Source organism: Streptomyces silaceus (assembly GCF_001419745.1).
GTDB classification, from domain to species: Bacteria; Actinomycetota; Actinomycetes; order Streptomycetales; family Streptomycetaceae; genus Streptomyces; species Streptomyces silaceus.
The window spans coordinates 45771-64230 of record NZ_LIRJ01000034.1 but is presented as its reverse complement, the minus strand read 5'-3'; the positions used below and the strand labels follow the sequence as shown (position 1 = coordinate 64230).

At 72.1% G+C, this 18460-nt stretch carries 17 protein-coding genes and 1 pseudogene; 4 read left to right on the top strand and 14 right to left on the bottom strand.

Annotated elements, in window-relative coordinates:
* Window positions 1-234 precede the first annotated feature (234 nt).
* From AOK22_RS03705 to AOK22_RS03695, 3 genes are read right to left on the bottom strand one after another with little or no spacing between them, the layout of a single operon-like run.
* Complete coding sequence (locus AOK22_RS03705; protein ID WP_055697082.1) at window positions 235-1143, bottom strand: ADP-ribosylglycohydrolase family protein; 909 nt, start codon at window positions 1141-1143, stop codon at window positions 235-237.
* Between the two features lie 12 nt (window positions 1144-1155).
* Complete coding sequence (locus tag AOK22_RS03700) at window positions 1156-1833, bottom strand: histidine phosphatase family protein (RefSeq protein ID WP_055697081.1); 678 nt, start codon at window positions 1831-1833, stop codon at window positions 1156-1158.
* A gap of 34 nt (window positions 1834-1867) precedes the next feature.
* Window positions 1868-3478, bottom strand: coding sequence for an ABC-F family ATP-binding cassette domain-containing protein (locus AOK22_RS03695; RefSeq protein WP_425263994.1), 1611 nt, complete (start codon window positions 3476-3478; stop codon window positions 1868-1870).
* A 137-nt stretch (window positions 3479-3615) separates the two neighbouring features.
* Here AOK22_RS03695 and AOK22_RS43955 point away from each other — a divergent pair, with 137 nt between their 5' ends.
* Entirely contained in the window at window positions 3616-4848 is a 1233-nt protein-coding gene (locus AOK22_RS43955; protein WP_079036316.1) for a 1-acyl-sn-glycerol-3-phosphate acyltransferase, read from the top strand.
* A 79-nt stretch (window positions 4849-4927) separates the two neighbouring features.
* Here the strand turns inward: AOK22_RS43955 and AOK22_RS03685 are convergent, their stop codons facing one another.
* The 5 genes and pseudogenes from AOK22_RS03685 to AOK22_RS03670 form a co-directional block, all read right to left on the bottom strand.
* The gene (locus AOK22_RS03685) at window positions 4928-5119 is read right to left on the bottom strand and encodes a hypothetical protein (RefSeq protein ID WP_055697080.1); all 192 of its coding nucleotides are present in this window, start codon (window positions 5117-5119) and stop codon (window positions 4928-4930) included.
* 324 nt (window positions 5120-5443) lie between these two features.
* Window positions 5444-5605: a hypothetical protein gene (locus AOK22_RS41265; protein WP_157872171.1), complete on the bottom strand. Its 162-nt coding sequence runs from the start codon at window positions 5603-5605 to the stop codon at window positions 5444-5446.
* Between the two features lie 46 nt (window positions 5606-5651).
* A pseudogene (locus tag AOK22_RS43950) lies at window positions 5652-5984 on the bottom strand (SpoIIE family protein phosphatase); the annotation flags it as partial.
* 708 nt (window positions 5985-6692) lie between these two features.
* A complete protein-coding gene (locus AOK22_RS03675) occupies window positions 6693-7763 on the bottom strand; it encodes a chitinase (protein WP_055697078.1) in 1071 nt (356 codons plus the stop codon).
* Between the two features lie 138 nt (window positions 7764-7901).
* Complete coding sequence (locus AOK22_RS03670; protein ID WP_055697077.1) at window positions 7902-8357, bottom strand: Lrp/AsnC family transcriptional regulator; 456 nt, start codon at window positions 8355-8357, stop codon at window positions 7902-7904.
* A gap of 141 nt (window positions 8358-8498) precedes the next feature.
* On the opposite strand from AOK22_RS03670, the gene AOK22_RS03665 reads away from it, so the two are divergent.
* Together AOK22_RS03665 and aspA are read left to right on the top strand one after the other, a co-directional pair.
* Window positions 8499-9530, top strand: coding sequence for an asparaginase (locus AOK22_RS03665; protein WP_237773108.1), 1032 nt, complete (start codon window positions 8499-8501; stop codon window positions 9528-9530).
* A gap of 115 nt (window positions 9531-9645) precedes the next feature.
* The gene (gene aspA / locus AOK22_RS03660; protein WP_055697075.1) at window positions 9646-11055 is read left to right on the top strand and encodes an aspartate ammonia-lyase; all 1410 of its coding nucleotides are present in this window, start codon (window positions 9646-9648) and stop codon (window positions 11053-11055) included.
* A 30-nt stretch (window positions 11056-11085) separates the two neighbouring features.
* Here the strand turns inward: aspA and AOK22_RS03655 are convergent, their stop codons facing one another.
* The 6 genes from AOK22_RS03655 to AOK22_RS03630 all read right to left on the bottom strand — a co-directional run bounded on the left by AOK22_RS03655 (window position 11086) and on the right by AOK22_RS03630 (window position 17730).
* Window positions 11086-11769 carry an HAD family hydrolase gene (locus tag AOK22_RS03655; protein ID WP_055697074.1) on the bottom strand — a complete coding sequence of 228 codons (684 nt, stop codon included), beginning with the start codon at window positions 11767-11769 and terminating at the stop codon, window positions 11086-11088.
* Window positions 11770-11825: 56 nt separating this feature from the next.
* Window positions 11826-12308, bottom strand: coding sequence for an Lrp/AsnC family transcriptional regulator (locus tag AOK22_RS03650; protein WP_055697073.1), 483 nt, complete (start codon window positions 12306-12308; stop codon window positions 11826-11828).
* Between the two features lie 62 nt (window positions 12309-12370).
* Entirely contained in the window at window positions 12371-13180 is an 810-nt protein-coding gene (locus tag AOK22_RS03645; RefSeq protein ID WP_055697072.1) for an SCO4651 family lipoprotein, read from the bottom strand.
* A gap of 165 nt (window positions 13181-13345) precedes the next feature.
* On the bottom strand, window positions 13346-14674 hold the full coding sequence (locus tag AOK22_RS03640) for a ricin-type beta-trefoil lectin domain protein (protein WP_244164686.1): 1329 nt from the start codon (window positions 14672-14674) through the stop codon (window positions 13346-13348).
* A gap of 211 nt (window positions 14675-14885) precedes the next feature.
* Complete coding sequence (locus AOK22_RS03635; protein ID WP_055697070.1) at window positions 14886-16406, bottom strand: MFS transporter; 1521 nt, start codon at window positions 16404-16406, stop codon at window positions 14886-14888.
* Between the two features lie 148 nt (window positions 16407-16554).
* Entirely contained in the window at window positions 16555-17730 is a 1176-nt protein-coding gene (locus AOK22_RS03630; RefSeq protein WP_055697069.1) for an alpha-hydroxy-acid oxidizing protein, read from the bottom strand.
* A 297-nt stretch (window positions 17731-18027) separates the two neighbouring features.
* Between AOK22_RS03630 and AOK22_RS03625 the strand changes: the two genes are divergently transcribed.
* Complete coding sequence (locus AOK22_RS03625; RefSeq protein WP_237773106.1) at window positions 18028-18459, top strand: ATP-binding protein; 432 nt, start codon at window positions 18028-18030, stop codon at window positions 18457-18459.
* The last annotated feature ends 1 nt before the right edge of the window (window position 18460 follow it).

Sequence of the window (18460 nt, the reverse complement as noted above, 5' to 3'; positions counted from 1 at the left end):
CCGTACGACTGCCGGGACCGGCATCTCGTTCAACGCACGCGAGTCAAGATCAACTAGCGGCCCGCATCAGAGTAGTGGGAGCCCGTCCCGATGGCCCCGGCCCTGCAGGGCCTGTGGCACGACCGTGACAAGCGGGGCTCGCGTGACGCCCGTGGCACCTGTACCGATTGTGACGAGCCGAGGCGTCTAAGAACAGGAAGGCGAGCCGAGGACCCGAGGAACGGATCGGACCGATCAGCCCGCGCCTACGGGAACCCATCCGGGCAGCGCCTCGGTCCGCTCCAGCCACTCCGCGGGCGGCGCCCCGCCCGCACCGGACGCGACCACACCACCCACGATGGCGCAGGTCGTGTCCATGTCGCCGCCGACCTGCGCGGTGTCCCAGATGGCCCGCTCGTACGCACCGAGGCCACGCGCGGCCGACCACAGCGCGAACGGCACCGTGTCATGAGCCGTCGTACGCCGCCCGCACCCGAGCACCGCCGCGACCGTCCCGGCGTCGCCATAGTCGAGCATGTCCCGCGCCCGGCGCAGCCCCGCTCCGACCGCGCTGCGCGGCACCAACGCGATGACGCCGTCGAGCAGCGCCTTCGGCGTGGGCGGCCCGGCGGGGTCGGCCGTCAGTGCCGAGGCCGCCGCCACGGCCATGGCCCCGACGACTGCCTCGCGGTGCTGGTGCGTGGGGTAGGCCGAGATCTCCGCCTGGTGCGTCGCCTGCTCCGGGTCGTCCGCGTACCAGGCGCCGAGCGGGGCGATCCGCATGGCGGCGCCGTTCCCCCAGGAGCCCTGTCCCTTGAAGAGCGCGGAGGCCAGCTCCCGCCAGTCCCCGCCTTCCCTGACCTGCCGGAGCAGGCGGTTCACGGCAGGGCCGTAGCCACGGTCGAAGTCATGGTGCTCGGCGAACGACTGGGCGAGCGCGTCCTGGTCGATCCGTCGGTGCTTGATGAGGACGGCCAGCACGGAGCAGGCCATCTCGGTGTCGTCGGTCCACTGCCAAGGGGCATCCGGCAGCTGTCGGTTCTTGAGCAGTGGGTAGTGCGCGGGCACGAAGAACTGGGAGCCCAGCGCGTCCCCCACCGCCAGTCCGTGCAGGCTGGCCAGAGCGCGCTCCAGGCGCCGGTCGGGAGAGGAGTCAGCGGTCATCGCCCTGCCACTCTATCCGGTGACACCGCTCCAGCCCGTGTCTCCGTACGGCTCGGGCTCGCGCCAGCGTTCGAACGGCCGGTCCATCGTGTACTTGCCGTCCTCGCCCAGCACGAGCATTCGCATCTCGCCGTTCCCGGGGTTGGACAGCGACTCGAACTCGGCCACGGACCAGTGGAACCATCGCATGCAGAACAGCCGCATGGTCAGTCCGTGCGTGACCAGGAGGACGTTCGGCGGATGGTCCGGGGCCTCGAAGCTCCGGTAGAGGCTCTCCAGGAAGGCCCCCACCCTGTCGTACACATCCGCGCCCGACTCACCCTGGGCGAATCGATAGAAGAAGTGTCCGTAGGCGTCGCGGTACGCCTTCTGCAGGCGTACGTCGTCCCGGTCCTGCCAGTTTCCCCAGTCCTGCTCCCGCAGCCTCGGCTCCTCCCGCACACGCACCAGCTCGGGATCGAGCCGGAACGCCTGGAAGGTCTCGTGGGTGCGTCGGTACGGCGATACGTACACGCTCACCCGCTCACGGCCGAACAGTTCCCGCAGGTGTTTGCCCGTGTCAGCCGCTTGGGACCACCCCGTCTCGGTGAGCGCGAGCGCGTGATCGGGCTCGCGCTCGTACACGGTGTCGTCGGCGTTTCCGGCCGACTCGCCGTGCCGGACCAGGATGATGCGCCGCGGGCGTGCCATGCGGAAACCCTAGATCGGGTTCCTGCCGGGCGGCTCAGTCGGGTAGCCGTCCGGACTCCATCCGGCGTATTCGGCCCGTGAAGCGCCGGCGCAGCAACCGGTCGTGCGAGACGACGACCAGGGCTCCCGTCCACTGCTCGAGCGCCGCCTCCAGGTCCTCGACCAGGCCGAGCGCCAGGTGGTTGGCGGGCTCGTCGAGCAGCAGCAGGTCGGCGGGCCTGGCCAGCAGCCGCGCGAGAGCCAGCCGCCGGCGCTGCCCCGCGGACAGGGACCCCACGGGAACGTGCAGATCGCGGGTGCGGAACAGGCCGTACGAGAGGAGCAGCTCCCTCTGCTCCTCTTCCGTGAGACCCAGTCCACTGCCGAAGACTTCGAGGACGCGCTCCGTGGGGCGGCGCACCGGGATCTCCTGGGCGAGATATCCGATCCGGCCTCTGCGGGCGACGGTGCCGTGGTCGGGTTCGAGCACGCCCGCCATGGTGCGCAGCAGCGTGGACTTTCCCGCTCCGTTGCCCCCGTGGATCAGGAGTCGCTCACCGGCCGACACGGTGAGCTCGTCCACGGCCAGCCGCTCACCCACACGCACGTCACGCAGCGTCACCAGCGCACCTTCGGTCACGCCTGTCACCGGGCGCGCCGCGAAGCGCAACGGCTCGGGAGGCTTAGGCACCGACTTCTCCCGCAGCCTGCGAAGTCGCTCTTGCGCGTTGCGCACCCGTCCGGCGACCGAGGCCTGGACCCGGCCTCCCGCACGGTCGTACGCCATTTTGTTGTTGTCCTTCATCCCCCGACCACCGGCCACGGCGTGGGCGGTGGTCGTCATGAACTCCTGGAGCCGGCTCGTCTCGTCGCACCACTGCGCGTACTCCTGCTCCCAGCGCAGCCGGGCCGCCGCCCGCTCCGCGACCAGCCCCTGATAGCCGCCGCCGTGTCGCACCACCGATCGCCGGTCGGCGTCGACTTCGAGGATCGCGGTGGCCACGCGCTCCAGGAAGGTGCGGTCGTGGGAGACCGCGACGACGGTCCCGCGGTGTGCCGACAGTGCGCTCTCCAGCCAGTCCAGCGCGCTCTCGTCCAGGTGATTGGTCGGCTCGTCCAGGAGCATCACCTCGGGCGCCGCCGCGATGAGGCAGGCGATTCCGAGCCGAGCCTGCTCACCGCCGGACAGACTGCCGAGGAGCCTTTCCCGGGCAATGTGTCCCAGCCCCAGTCCATGCATCGCCTTGTCCACGCGCGCGTCCGCTTCATAGCCGCCGCGGAGCTCGAAGGCCGTCAGCAGGTCGCCGTACTCACCCAACTGCTGCTCGGTCGCGGAGCCGAGCCCCTCTTCGAGTTCACGCAACCGTCCTTCCATCGAGCGCAGTTCGGCCAGGGCGGCGTCGATCGCGTCGCCGACGCAGCGGTCGGCAGGGAGCTGGGGAGTCTGCGCGAGGAGCCCCGCCCCTCGCTCTGCGACGGTCACGACCTCGCCCTCGTCGGGCCGTTCGTCGCCGGACATCAGGTGCAGCAGCGTGGACTTCCCCGCGCCGTTCTCCCCCACGACGCCTATGCGCTCGCCCGGCCGGACGGCCAGCGACACCGCGTCGAGCAGCAGCCGCTCGCCTCGCGTCATGGTCACGCCGTGCAGAGAGATCTGAGTAGGCAAAGGCACCCCCGGTTTAGAGCCACTTCCAGCAAACGCAACCTATGTTGCATTACGGCGAGTGTGACACACTGACCCGACTAACGCAACACGAGTTGCAATTGAATGGTCGGACCGGACGACGGAGAAGGAACGAATCGATGGCGGACAAGCCTGTCGCGGCCGGCCGGAGCGGTGGCGCACCGAACACCGGCGAAGCGGAAACCGCACGCCCCGCACCCGGCACTCGCCGCCCCGGAGGCCGCACAGCCCGCACCCGCGCGGCCGTCCGCGACGCCGTACTGAGCGGCCTGGCGGACCACGGCTACCCCGGCCTCACCGTCGAGTACGTGGCCGATCACTCAGGGGTGCACAAGACCACGCTGTACCGCCGCTGGGGCGGCCTTGAAGGGCTGGTCGCCGACGCTCTGGACATGGCGGGCGAGGACGCGTGGGCCCCGCCGGACACCGGGAGCCTGGAGGGCGACCTGCGTGCGCTCGCACAGGAAGTGGTCGATTCCTTCTCCGACGACGCGGCGGCCGCGGCACCCACCGCCTTCATCGCGGCGGCGTTCCAGTCGACACGGGCGGCCGAGGCACTGCACGCCTTCTACGCCGAGCGGTTCACCCGCTGCGAGGTGGTCGTCACCCGGGCCGTGGCGCGCGGCGACCGGCTCGCCGACCCACGGGTCCTGCGGTCCGAGGCGCGCGCGGTGCTCGGCGCCCTCGGGGTGCGACTGGAGGCGGGGCCCGGGGGAGTCGGGCGGCTGAGCGCGCGCGAGGGCGGGGTGGGCACGCTCGTCGTGGCCAACCACGTCTCCTGGCTCGACGTCGTCGCGCTGCTCGCCGTCGAACCGGTGAGCGTCCTCGCCAAACGGGAGGTGGGCCGCTGGCCGGTCGTCGGCACGCTCACCCGGCGCGTGGGGACGCGCTTCATCGACCGCGACGGCAGCCCGCGCCAACTGCCGCACACCGTGGCGGAATTGGCCCGGGACCTGCGCGGCGGCACCTCGCTGCTGGTGTTCCCCCAGGCGACGACGTGGTGCGCCGCGACGGGCGGCCGGTTCCGGCGGGCCGTCTTCCAGGCGGCGGCCGACGCGGGCGCGCCCGTGCGGCCGGTGACGGTCGAGTACCGGCAGGGCGGCGCCCCCTGTACCGCGCCCGCCTTCCTGGGCGACGAGGACTTCGCCGCCTCGCTGCGCCGGGTGGCCGCCGCGCGCGGGCTCACCGCGCGGATCACGGCGCACGACCCGCTGCTGGGCACCGACCGGCGCGCGCTGGCCGAGGCGGCACGCGCGGCCGTGACGGGGGCGGCGCCCCTGGTCGGGGCCGTGCCCGCGGATCGTGACCAGGTCCGGCGGCGCGCCCGTCGCGGGCGTCCCGTCAGCGCTTGACGCCCACCCCGCCGTACAAAGCCATCTCGTCCGCTCCCTCGTGGGTGCCGGACGGGCCTCCTGGCCGGGCGGTGGACGGTCAGCGGCGGCTCCTGGCGCGCGGCCGGCCGCGGTCCGGGCGCCGCAGGCAGCGCCGCGCGCCGGGCACGGCAGGACGCGCGGCGCAGACGGTGCTGCTGTCGAGGGGCGCGTCGGCCAGCCGGCGCCAGACCAGGGCGGCACGGCGGGCGAGGCGGACGACGGGCTTGTGGGCGAAGACGATGTACGTCATGGGGGCACCTCCCAAAGGGCGGCGCGGCAGCGCGAGTCGACGCGACAGGAGGAGCGTGAGGAAACGCAGGTGGCGTCAGCGCGTACCGCGAGAAGACGGGTGAAGGATGCTGAGGAGTCGACGACTGCGACTCGGACTCTTGTCCATGGGGACCGCCTCCTCTCCACGCGTCGCGCCGGGTCCGCTCGACGGTCTCGACCCGGCTCTGTCCCGTCGATCCCGACGGAATTGCCCCCACCGTAAACGCCGGCTGTCCGCGCGGCCAGGGGCCGAAAGTCCCGAATCGCCGCGGAAAGCTTGCGCGGGCACGGGCGGAACGGCCCCTCAACTCCCTTGCAGGTCCGCCCACATGACCGGTCGGGGCGTGCACTCGACCATCAGCAGCAGCGCCTCGTCCCTGGCCCGCTCGCCGAGGTGCTCCCGCAGCTCCACCGCCATACGTTCCAGGCAGGCGCCGCCCGGGGGTGAGCCGGACCGTCGTCGCATAGATGGGGATGTCCTCGTCGACCAGGTCGAAGAGGTCGAAGAGTCCGAGCGGCGGCAGCAGGGAGACGAGGTCGACCGGGTGCGCGGTACGGCCCTCCACCACCAGGGGCGGCGGATGGCCGCAGCAGAGCAGCGTCGTGGTGCCGTCCTCGGCGGCACCGGCGAGCAGTGCCTTGGCGAACAGGTCCTCCTTGGCGAGCAGGGTGTCGAGGCGCCGGGCCGACTCCGCGAGTCCCGGTGCCTCGGCCGCGGCCCTGGCCCATTGGTAGAGCACCCTCACGGCCTTCTCCCGGGTGGCCGTGCCCCGGCCCACGAAGTCGACGACGAGCAGGCGCACCCCGAACGGCGTGGGCCGCAGGCCGCAGAAGTCGGCGGTCATGCACCCGCCGGCCGTGGCGGGCAGGGCGCGCATCTCCACGCGGACGTCGCCGATCTGCGTCGACGTGGTGTGCGGTGAGTCGGGCGGGCCGGTGTCCGCCACGGGACCGGAGGGCCTGCGGCCGAGGCGGTGGGCGAGGCAGGTGAGGAGCGTGATGTTCACGAGAGTCGGGCCGATGACGATCGGCCGTCCGCGCCAGTGGTCCGCGCCGAGGAGGAACGTCGCGCCCAAGGTGGCCGCACCGGTCACCAGGGCGCGGCGCTGCTGGGGCGGCAGCCAGAGGGGCAGCGCGGCGACGCCGGCCAGCGCCGCCACGACTCCGGGGTGCGCCCCTTGAGGACGACGCCGAGGGATATGACCAGGATGATCCCGAGGACGACGGCGGCCCTGACCACAAGGACCGCTTTCGGAACGGGGAGTCGAGACCTCGCCGCACTCACACCGCACGCTCTCGCGACCCGCGGGCTTCGCCTGTGGCACAGCGCAGCGACGGGCCGTCAGGGCATCCGCGTGACGACGGAACAGGGCACGAGGGCGATCACGGGCGGTCTCTTCGGGGCACTCCGGCGCGGTGCGCGGACGCACTCGGACAGCGGCGGAGCCGGGCGGCGCGCGGCGGAGGCCGGGGCGGACACGTGACGGCCCGCCGCGCAGTCGGCTGCGCGGCGGGGGTCGGGGAAGGCCTCCGGCGGGAGGCGGGGACGGGGCTCAGCCCTGCCGGGTCAGCCGCTTGAAGTTGTCGCCGAAGGTCCAGCCCTTCGACCCGTCCCAGTTGAGGGACCACGTCATCAGACCCTTGAGGGCGCCGTTGTAGGTGTTCCAGGCCTGGGAGACGAGGTTCGGGGCCATGTAGCCGCCGCCCGCGCCCGGCTGGGCCGGCAGGCCCGGGACCTGCTTGTCGTAGGGGACCTTGATGGTGGTGCCCTGGATGACCAGGCCCTTGTTGAGGCAGTCGGTCTGGGCGGTGAAGCCCTGGACGGTGCCGGCGGAGTAGGAGTCGCCGGAGCAGCCGTACATGCTGCCGTTGTAGTACTGCATATTGAGCCACCACAGGCGGCCGTTGTCCGCGTACTTCTTGATGACCGGCAGGTACGCGCCCCAGATCGAGCCGTAGGTGACGCTGCCGCCCGTGACGTACGCCGTCTCCGGGGCCATCGTCAGGCCGAAGCCCGCGGGCATGCGGGCGAGCACGCCGTCGATGATGCGGATGAGGTTGGTCTGCGAGGGCGAGAGCTGGTTGATGTTGCCGCTGCCCACGAGGCCGGTCTCGATGTCGATGTCGATCCCGTCGAAGTTGTACTTCTTCAGGATCGGCACGATCGTCTCGACGAAGCGGTCCGCGACGGCGGGCGAGCTGAGGTCGATGCCGGCCGTGGCGCCGCCGATGGACATCAGGATGGTGGCGCCGTCCGCCTTGGCCTGGCACATCTCGGCGGGCGTGGCGACCTTCACGGTCGCGTCCATGCCGTCCTCCCACAGCACGGTGCCGTCCGAGCGGATCACGGGGAAGGCCGCGTTGAGCACGTTGTAGCCGTGCTCGCGGATGCGGGAGTCGGTGATCGGGGTCCAGCCGAAGGGCGGGTGGACCCCGTTGGAGGCGCCGTCCCAGTTCTCCCAGTACCCCTGGAGCACCTTGCCCGCGGGCTTCGGCTTGAGGGCGCAGGTGTCGGCCCGCGGCGCGGGGGCGGCGGATTCCGGAGCGGCCGCGGCGGCCGGGAGTTGTGCGACACAGACCAGTGCCAGGGCGGATCCCAGCAGGCGTAACGTCCGACCGATCACGCTGTTGCTCCCTGGATGCGGAGGGGGATCTGGAGACGTGCGGGGGTGCGATGCGTCAACTTAGGATGGTCCAGACCAGGCGTCAATAGGTCTGCACCAAAGGCGAGTTGGCGGAGAGAGCGCCCGTGTCGCGGTGCCTCAGTCGTCCACCGGGAGGCCTTTCGGCTCCTTGATCCGCTTCATGATGATCTGGGAGTTGACCTCCGTGACGCCCGCGAGCGCGGTGAGGCGTTCGATCCAGAGGCGTTCGTACGCCGCGAGGTCCGCGACCGCGATGCGCAGCAGGCAGCCGGGGCTGCCGAACAGCCGGTGCGCCTCGATGACATCCGGAATGTCCTGGAGTGCCTCTTCGAACGCCTCCACCGTCTCGCGGTCGCGCCGCACCTCGATGGAGACGAGCACCTCGAAGCCGCGGCCGACGGCCGACGGGTCCACGACCGCGCGATACCCCTGGATCACGCCGTCGAGCTCCAGCTGGCGCACCCGCCGCATGCACGGGGAGGCGCTCAGGCCGACGCGCTGGGCCAGCTCCTGATTGGTCAGCCGTCCGTCCCTCTGTAGCTCACGCAAGATATTGCGGTCGATGTCGTCCATGGCGCAATTATCCACCCTTCATGTTGCGTGAGGTTCGAATCTTGGCAAACACATTGCGCGGTGTTCGATCTATCGTTGCGTTGAGGCTGCCCACCACTCCGGGGGCTGATGGTCCTCGAGAAACCAGGGAGGTACGCGGACGTGGACGCGCAGACGCGACGGATCGTCGTCATAAGCACCGGTGGGACGATCGCGAGCCGCTGGCAGGGGACCGGGTTCGCCGCCGACGCCCCCGGCCGCGAGGTGCTCGCCACGGCCGCGCTGCCCCACGGCATCAAGGTCGAGGTCGTCGACCTGTTCAACGTGAACAGCCCGCGCCTGACCTCCGCCCAGCAGCTCACCCTGCTGCGCACCGCGCACGAGGTGCTCGCCGACCCCGGCGTCGACGGCATCGTCGTCACGCACGGCACGGACACCCTGGAGGAGTCCGCCTTCCTCCTCGACCTGCACCACGACGACCCCCGCCCGGTGGTCTTCACCGGCGCTCAGAAGCCCCTCGGCGCCGAGGGCGGCGACGGCCCCGGCAATCTGTACGACGCGCTGCTCACCGCGGCGACGGTCCGCGACCTCGGCGTCCTCGTCGTCTTCGACGGCAAGGTGCACGCCGCCCGCGGCACCGTGAAGACCCAGACCCTCGCCGTCGACGCCTTCGCCGACCCCTCCGGGCCGCGCGTGGGCAAGGTCGGCTTCGGCAAGGTCTCGATACTGCACCGCCCGGAGCGCCCCGCGCCGCTGCCGCTGCCCGCCGCCGCGGCCGCCCTGCCGCGCATCGACATGGTCATGCACCACGTCGACGCCGACCCGCTCTTCGTCGAGACGGCCGTCGAGGCCGGTGCCCAGGGCATCGTGCTCGTCGCCACGGGCGCGGGCAACGCGACCCCCGAGTTCGTCGCCGCCGTCACCGCCGCCGTCGAGAAGGGCGTCCTGGTCGCCCTCACCACCCGCGTCCCGGCCGGACCCGTCACCGAGATCTACACCCACGGCGGTGCCGTCGACCTCGCGGCGGCGGGAGCCGTGCTCACCGGCACGCTCCGCGCCGGGCAGGCGCGCAGCGCGGTGCTCGCGGCGCTGCTCGCGGCCACCGGCCGGACCGAGCGGACCGCCGTGCTGCGGCGCGCTCTCGGCGAGGCGGCCGTCGTGGACGCGGAGCCCGTCGCCGACCGGGCCGCCTGAACGTTTCGCCTCGACTCGACTGCCTTCGTCCGCCGGCCGACCGTGGCCGGTCGCGCAGTTCCCCGCGCCCCTGACGGGGCGCGCCCCGCCGTGTACGACCCTGGAAGAGAACGCCATGACCGCCGCCCCCACTCCCGCACTCCGTCGCGAGCACGACCTGCTCGGTGACCGGGACGTCCCCGCCGACGCCTACTGGGGCATCCACTCCCTGCGGGCCACCGAGAACTTCCCGATCACGGGCATCCCGATCTCCGTCTACCCGCAGCTGATCGACGCGCTGGCCGCCGTCAAGGAGGCCGCCGCCCGCGCCAACGAGGAGCTCGGGCTGCTCCCGAAGGCCAAGGCCGACGCCATCGCCGCCGCCTGCCGGGAGATCCGCGAGGGCCGTCTGCACGACCAGTTCGTCGTCGACGTCGTCCAGGGCGGCGCGGGCACCTCCACCAACATGAACGCCAACGAGGTCGTCGCCAACCGCGCCCTCGAACTCCTCGGGTACCCCAAGGGCGCGTACGACCGCCTGCACCCCAACGAGGACGTCAACCTCAGCCAGTCCACCAACGACGTCTACCCGACCGCCGTGAAGGTCGCGACGATCAGCGCGGTGCACGGGCTGCTGCGCGCGATGTCGGTGGTGCAGGACGCGTTCGCCGCCAAGGCCCTGGAGTTCCGCGACGTCCTGAAGATGGGGCGCACCCAGCTCCAGGACGCGGTGCCGATGACGCTCGGCCAGGAGTTCTCCGCGTACGCCGTGATGCTCGACGAGGACCGCATGCGGCTCGCCGAGGCCGTCGAGCTGATCCACGAGATCAACCTCGGCGCCACCGCGATCGGCACGGGCCTCAACGCGCCCGCCGGATACGCCGAGACGGCCCGCCGCCATCTCGCCGAGATCACCGGCATGCCGCTGGTCACGGCCGCCAACCTGGTCGAGGCCACCCAGGACTGCGGCGCCTTCGTGCATCTGTCGGGCGTCCTGAAGCGGATCGCGGTCAAGCTCTCCAAGAGCTGCAACGACCTGCGGCTGCTCTCCTCGGGGCCGCGCGCCGGGCTCAACGAGATCAACCTGCCGCCGGTGCAGGCCGGTTCGAGCATCATGCCGGGCAAGGTCAACCCGGTCATCCCCGAGGTCGTCAACCAGGTCGCCTTCGAGGTGATCGGCAACGACGTCACCATCACCATGGCCGCCGAGGCGGGCCAGCTCCAGCTCAACGCCTTCGAGCCGATCATCCTGCACTCGCTCGCCAAGAGCATCACCTCGCTGCGGGCGGCCTGCGTCACCCTCGCCGAGCGCTGCGTCGAGGGCATCACCGCCAACACCGAGGTGCTGCGCGCCTCGGTGGAGACGTCCATCGGTCTCGTCACCGCGCTCAACCCGCACATCGGCTACACCGCGGCGACGGAGATCGCGCAGGAAGCCTTGAGCACCGGGCGGGGCGTGGCGGAACTCGTTCTGGAGAAGGGGCTGCTGCCAGCGGAGCGGCTTGCGGAGCTGCTCACCCCTGAGCGGGTGGCAGGGGCGGCCTGACACAGTCCCGCGCCCCTGACGTGGCGCCCCCTAGCGGGGCGCCAGCGCGTCCAGCGCCGCTTGTGCCGTGAACTCGCCGTGGCCGCCCCGGAACAGCGGTTCCGCCGCGGCGAACGCGGCGTCATCGGCGTGGGCGGCAACGTAGGGGATGGCCACGCACCGCATGCCCGCCGCCCGCGCGGCCTCCGCTCCCGGCGCCGCGTCCTCGAAGACCACGCAGTCCTTCGGCTCGGCTCCGAGCAGCTCGGCCGCGGCGAGGAACACGTCCGGCGCCGGCTTGCCCCGCGGGACCTCCTCGGCCGAGACGAACGTGGTCAGCTGGGCGTCCAGGCCCGTGCCGGCCAGGATCGCCGCGATGGCCGCGCGCGAGGAGCCGGACGCCACGGCCATCGGCACCCCCGCGTCGTGCAGCCGCTCGACGAGCTTGCGCATCTCCGGGTAGACGGGGGTCTCGGCGCGGGCCAGCGCCAGATAGCGGCGGTCGAGGTCGGCGAGCAGCTCGTCCACCGTCGCCTCGATCCCGTACTCCTGCCGCCACAGCGCGAGCGTCTCGTGGGAGCTGATGCCGACGTACTGCTCGTTGTCGGCCCAGGTGTACTCCCGGCCCGCGTGCTCGGCGAGCAGCGCCCGCGAGGCCTCGTAGTAGTTGGGCTCGCTGTCCACGAGCGTGCCGTCGAGATCGAAGATGACCGAGATGGTGCCGAAGGTGCTCATGCCTCCAGCATGCCAAAGGCCCAGCTCACGGCGGCGTGGCTGCGGTCAGCCCCGGCTCACGGCCGCGCGGCCTTCGCCCTGCCCACCGACTCCACCAGCGGCAGCAGGCGGTGCGGCACGCGCTCGCGGAGCGCCATCTCCGTGCGGGTGCGCACCACGCCCGGCAGCTTGATGAGCCGCTGGATGACGTCCTCCAGGTGACCGTTGTCACGCGCCGCGACACGGGTCAGGAGGTCGCCGCCACCCGTGATCGAGTACGCCTCGATGATCTCGGGCACGGCCGCGAGCGCGTCCCCCACGTCGTCCAGATGCCCCTGGGTGACCTCGATGTGGACGAAGGCGAGCACGGGGTGGCCGAGCGCCGCGGGGGAGAGGAAGGGGCCCGTGCCGGTGATCACGCCGTCCCGCTCCAGGCGGTCGAGCCGGGCCTGGAGGGTGCCGCGGGCGATGCCGAGGACGCGCGCGTACTCGCGCAGACTGGTGCGGGGCTGTTCGAGGAGCAGGCGCAGGATGCGGGTGTCGAGTTCGTCGACGGCCATGGTCCGAGGTTCTCCCAGGTGGGCGGGTGGATCGGTGGTGACTGTAGCCGCTGGGCCCGCGCTTACGGCTGCGCCCGGCCCGCGAGGAACTCGTCCCATGTGGCGACCGACCCGGCCGGCGGCGCGGTGATCCGGGGGACGGTGCCGAAGTCCGAGTACTCCTCGTTGATCACCTCGCGCCCCTTCTTGCCCGTGCCGGTCTCGCGCGACTTGAGGACGAGGTCGTCCTTGCCGACCCACATGTCGATGACGACCGAGCGCATGCCCTGCTTCTTCGCCATCTCGACGTACAGGTCGCGCAGGTCCTTGGAGAGGGCGGGACCCGAGTACGTCGCGAGCTCGTCGAAGACGACCTTGCCGCGGTAGTGGTCGGCGGCGCGGCCGCCGACCTTCTCCTCGGCGACCCACGCGGTGGACTTCGTCGCGGCGAGCGCGCCCGCGAACTCCTGGACGTACCCGGCCGCGCGCGGCGCGCCGCCGCCGTCGCCTCCGCCGAGGTCGATGCTGTACCAGCTCTTGCCGGGCACCCCGTCCGACTTCACGTACGCCGTGCCGCCCAGGGAGATCATGTGGCTGATGCCGGTCGGGCTGGACGCGGACTTCTCGACCCGGGCCTTGACCACCGTGGCGGCCGGCTTCTTCTGGTAGAGCATCTCGGACCGGTCCGAGCCGCGCTCGCCGGTCTGGATCGTCCTGTACGAGGACTGCCCCCCGGTCTTCTTCGCCGCGGCGAGCAGAACCTCGCGCGCGTCGGTCCGGTCGTTCCGTGACGCGTCCGCCGTGCCGCCGCCCGCGCCGCCGCGGCCGTCGCCGCCGTCCGAGCCGCATCCCGCCAACACCATCGTGAGCGCCGCCCCCACGGCCGCCACCACGATGCCCCCTCCCCATGACCTGCACTGTTCTTGTTCCTCTGGGTCGTACCGAGTCGGCCGCGCCGAACGTCGAGTGATCCTAACCGGCGCCGTTCGTACGCGCGTGCCCCTATTCGGCGAGGGGCCGGGCGGGGAGGGGAGGACTCCCGCCCGGCCCCCTGGGTGCTACTTGGGCGTGACCCACACCTGGCGCTTGTTGGTGTTCGCGGAGTACAGCTGGACCTTCGTGCTGTTGGCGGTGGAGCCGCCCGTCACGTCGAGGACCTTGCCGGACGCCACGTGCACGATCTGGCCCTTCGCGTTCACCGACCAGCGCTGGGACGCGCCGCCGGTGCAGTCGGTGAGGGTGATCTTGTTGCCGTTGGTGCCGGCGCTACCGGTGTTGTCCAGGCACTTGCCGAGCGAGCGGAAGGCGCCGTCCTGCTGCAGGATCCAGGACTGCCCCGGGCCCTTGTTGCAGGTGTAGATCTGGATCTGGGTGCCGTTGGCGGCCTTGCCGCCCTTGACGTCCAGGCACTTGGAGCCGATGCCGGTCACCTTGCCCTGCGGGGGCAGCGCCGCGCCGCCGCCGCGTGCCAGGTGGCGCAGGCCCTGCATGTCGAACTGCTGGACGTAGGTGCCCGCGCGCTTGTCCTGATAGGCGTTGGTGGGCGTGCACATCACCGGGAACTGGCCGGAGTCGGTGCCCTTGACGCAGTCGCCGCGCGTCGCGCTGCGGTTGGCGTGCGTGAGCCCCATGGTGTGGCCGAGCTCGTGGCTGATGTGGTTGCGCAGATACGTCTCGCCCATGGACGGCGCGGGCTTGCCGTCCGCGGTGAAGAACTCGTCGTCGATGTACGCGTGCCCGCTGGTGACCGTGTCGGCGACGGACGAGGAGAAGAACCCGCAGCTCAGGCTCTTGCTGCCGGAGCCGTCACGGACGACCTTCCAGCCGGTGGAGCCGCCGTCGGCGGGCGGCACGCAGGGGCGGTGCAGCAGGCCGACGACGATCTCGCCCTTGGGCCGTACGTAGTCCCAGCCGACCGGGTTCGTGTCGACGGTCACCGGCAGGGTGGTGACGCGCTTCAGGTCGGCGGCGGACCTCTTGACGTAGGGGGCCAGCCAGTCGGCGGCCTTCTTGTCGTAGAACTTGATGGTGTAGCCGGTGGTGAGGTACTTGGAGGGGCCGCCCGACTTCCAGCCCTCGCCCTGCGGGGCGGCGGCGGCCGCGCTCCGGGCCGAGGGCGCCGAGTCCGCCGGCTTCAGCGACATCACGCCGTCCGTGAAGGCGGTCCCGTCCGCGCGGGAGCTGCCGAAGTCCTGCCGCTCGGCGGGCAGCGCACCGGGGTTCGCGGGCGCGGCGGCCGGGCGCGTGGCCTGCGGCTCCTTGTCGCCCTCGCCGGTGCCGAACGCGACGGGCGACAGCTGTATCCCCGCCACGACGGCCGCCGCCGCGCCCACGGCGGCCATCGCCATGCGGCGCTTGCGCGCGCCGCGCTTCCGTATGGAACTCAATTCCCCGTTGTCCTCTCACTGAAGAGCATGTGTCGACCCCGGACCTCGCCGCTGGGGAGGCCCGGGGTCGAACAGATGATAGGGGTGAAGTGAGTGACTGCTGTGGCCAGTTGGGGCGAGCGTGATGTGACGCTCGCCCCTTCGACGTGTGGTGCGCGGCCTCGGCGTGCGGCGCGGTGCGCGGACGTCGGCGCGCGCCCCGCGCCCGCCGTCAGTGCGCGTTCTCCGTCGGGCGCAGCCCCTTGGGGATCTTCGCCCAGGTGATCGCCGCGGCGGCCAGCGGGAGCGCCGCCGCCATCAGGAACGTCGGCGTCATCCCGGAGGTGAACGCGTCGGCGGCCCGCGTCAGCAGGGTGCCGCCGGCCGGTCCGGCGAGCTCGGAGGCGACGCGCGCGGCCTCGCCGATCGAGTCGCGCACGGCGGCCGTGGTCTCGGCCGTGAGGCCGAGGTCCGGCAGGTTCACGCGGTACAGCGCGGTGGCGACGCTGCCGAGGACGGCCACGCCCATCGCGGCACCGAGTTCGTAGGCGGTCTCCTCGATCGCCGCGGCGCCGCTGACGTCCTTGGCCGGGGTGGCGGCCATCAGCGTCACGGACGCGGCGGTCGTGGCGACGCCGACGCCGCAGCCGAGCACCGCGAGCGCCACGGCGATCTCGCCGTAGCCGAGCGGCCCCGACAGCTGGAGCAGCCACGGCAGGGCGAGGCCCGCCGTCATCAGGACCAGCCCGCCGCCCATGACGTGCCGGATCGGCAGGCGGTGCATCAGGGCCGGGGTGACCAGCGAGGTGAGCACCAGGCCCAGCGGCGCGGGCAGCAGCCGGATGCCCGCCTCCAGCGGGGTGTAGCCCTGTCCGTACTGGAACCACTGGGTGATCAGGAACAGCGCCGAGCCCATCGCGATCATGCCGAGGAAGATCGACGACGCGGCGATGGCGAACGGCCGGGAGACGAAGAGGCGGATCTGCAGCAGCGGGTGCTCCAGGCGCAGCTGGCGGCGGACGAACACCGTCAGCGTCACCGCGGCGACCACGAGCAGGCCCCAGGCCATCGGGTCGGCCGGACCGCCCTTGCCGAGCTGCTTGATGCCGCCCGCGAGGGCGAGCATGCCGACGACGGACTGGCCCACGCCCCACCAGTCCCAGCGGCCCGCACGGGGCTGGTGGGACTCGGGCAGGATCCAGGCGCCGAGCGCGATGATCACCAGCGCGACCGGGATGTTGATCAGGAACGCGGACTGCCAGCCGTTGTTCTCGACCAGCAGACCGCCCACGACCGGGCCGAACGCCATGCCGCCACCGAAGACGGCCGACCACACCGCGTAGGCGAGGGCCCGCTCACGGGCGTCGGTGAAGACCTTCCGCAGGATCGACAGCGTGGCCGGCATGATCGCCGCACCGCCCGCGCCGAGCAGCGCGCGGGCCGCGATGACCTGCCAGGCCGACTCCGCGAAGACGGCGAGCAGCGAGGCCAGGGCGAAGACGCCGAAGCCGATCAGGAGCAGCCGCTTGCGGCCCCACCGGTCACCGAGCGCGCCCGCCGTGACCAGGAGTCCGGAGAGCACGAGCGCGTAGCTGTCGATGATCCAGAGCTGCTGCACGGAGCTGGGGCGCAGATCGGCGACCAGGGACGGGAAGGCGACGTTCAGGATCGTGGTGTCCATGGCGATCAGCAGGAGGCTGCCGGAGAGGATCGCGAGGACGGCCCAGCGCCGTGGGTCACGTTGCGGGGTCATGGCTGTAACACCTCAATTTCGAATGAGACAACAATGTCTCACATGAAACGTTGAGGTGTCCAATGATCCTGAGGTTGTCGATCTTCGCGGGCGGATCCGCCGTCCCTGGAGGAGGCGGTGCCCCCGGCGGAGGCGGAGCCGCCCGCGGTCACCGCACCCGTCGCAGCGCCTCCGGCGTCAGGTCGGCGAGCGTCGGGTAGCCGTCCACGGCCATGAGCAGATCGGCTTCGGCGAGCAGCGAGCGCAGCACGTGCGTCACGCCGTCGGCGCCGCCGATGCCCAGGCCGTACGCGTACGGCCGGCCCACGCCGACCGCCGTGGCGCCGAGCGCGACCGCCTTGACGATGTCCGCGCCGCTGCGCACGCCCGAGTCGAACAGGACCGGCAGCCCGTCGGCGGCCTCCACGACCGCGGGGAGCACGTCGAGCGCGGGCAGCCCGCCGTTGGCCTGGCGGCCGCCGTGGTTGGAGCAGTAGATGCCGTCCACCCCGCCGTCCCTCGCGCGCCGCACGTCCTCGGGGTGGCACAGCCCCTTCACGATCAGCGGCAGCGAGGTCAAGGAGCGCAGCCACGGCAGGTCGTCCCAGGTCAGCGGGTTGCCGAAGATCTGCACCCACCTCAGTACCGCGGACTGCGGGTCCTGCTCGGGCGCGGTCGGCAACAGCGCGCGGAAGACCGGGTCGCTGGTGTAGTTGGCCAGGCAGTGGCCGCGCAGCTGGGGGAAGTTGGAGGTGGCGAGGTCGCGCGGGCGCCAGCCGGTGATCCAGGTGTCCAGCGTGACGACGATCGCCTTGAACCCGGACTTCTCGGCCCGTCGGACCAGGCTCTCGGCCAGGTCGCGGTCGGTCGGCGTGTACAGCTGGAAGAAGCCGGGCGTCCCGCCGAGCTCCGCGGCGACCGACTCCATCGGGTCGGCGGAGAGCGTGGAGGCGATCATCGGCACCCCGGTCCGCGCCGCCGCCCGCGCGGTCGCCAGATCGCCGTGGCCGTCCTGCGCGCAGATGCCGAGGACCCCGATGGGCGCCATGAACAGCGGGGAGGGCAGCGCCATGCCGAACAGGTCCACGGACAGGTCGCGCCGGTCCGCGCCGACGAACATCCGCGGCACGAGCCCCCAGCCGTCGAACGCGGTGACGTTGGCGTTCTGGGTGCGCTCGTCGCCCGCGCCCCCGGCCACGTACGAGACGACGGAGGGCGGCAGCGCGGCGTGCGCGCGGGCCTCAAGCTCCGCGTACGTCATGGGGTACGCGGGGACGACACCGCCCAGGCCGTTGAGGTAGATCTCGTCCTGGTAGTCCTTGAAGGGGCGGGGCGTCGCGTTCATCGGGTGGCCTTTCCGGAACCGGTCGGGAGGTCGGTGCGGACACGGCTCCGACGCCGCCGGCGACGGGCCGGCGCCCAGTCTGGTTTGAAGCTGATGTCAACGTCAACGGCCCGGACGCGCTCCGGGGCTGCTCATCCGCTCGCGACGGAGATCCCGAGGCGGAGCGGATTGGCGATCATCCGAGGCGGGCATCACCGGGAGGCAGGACCGGTCGCGCAAGACAGTCCGCGACCCCGGTGGCGACAGCAGTCGCGGGTGGACACCGGTTGTTGTCCCAGGGAGGGGAAGTGAGCAGCCATGCGTGCGCAGCAGCGCGCCCATCGGCCCGCCGCACGGGTGGAGTACACACTGCCGCAGGAGCCCGCCTCGGCGGGCCGGGCACGGAAACTGACCTCGGCGTTCCTCGCCGGGGCCCATCGCCGCTCGCGCGGCAGCCAGGCGGTCGAGGTGGACGCCGAGCGCGTGGACGACGCCACGCTGGTGGTCTCCGAACTCGTGTCCAACGCCGTCCGGCACGCGCACGGCGCCTGCCGGCTGCGGGTGGCGGTCGTCGGTGACCGCGTGACCGTCGAGGTCTACGACGCCAGTCCCGTACGCCCCCGGATGCTGGCGCAGAGCGGCGAGCGCGAGCACGGCCGGGGCCTCGCGATGGTCCATCAGCTCACCCAGCGCCTGGAGGTCGTGGGGGCACGGCGGGGCGGCAAGACGGTCCGCGCGGTGCTGGCCTGAG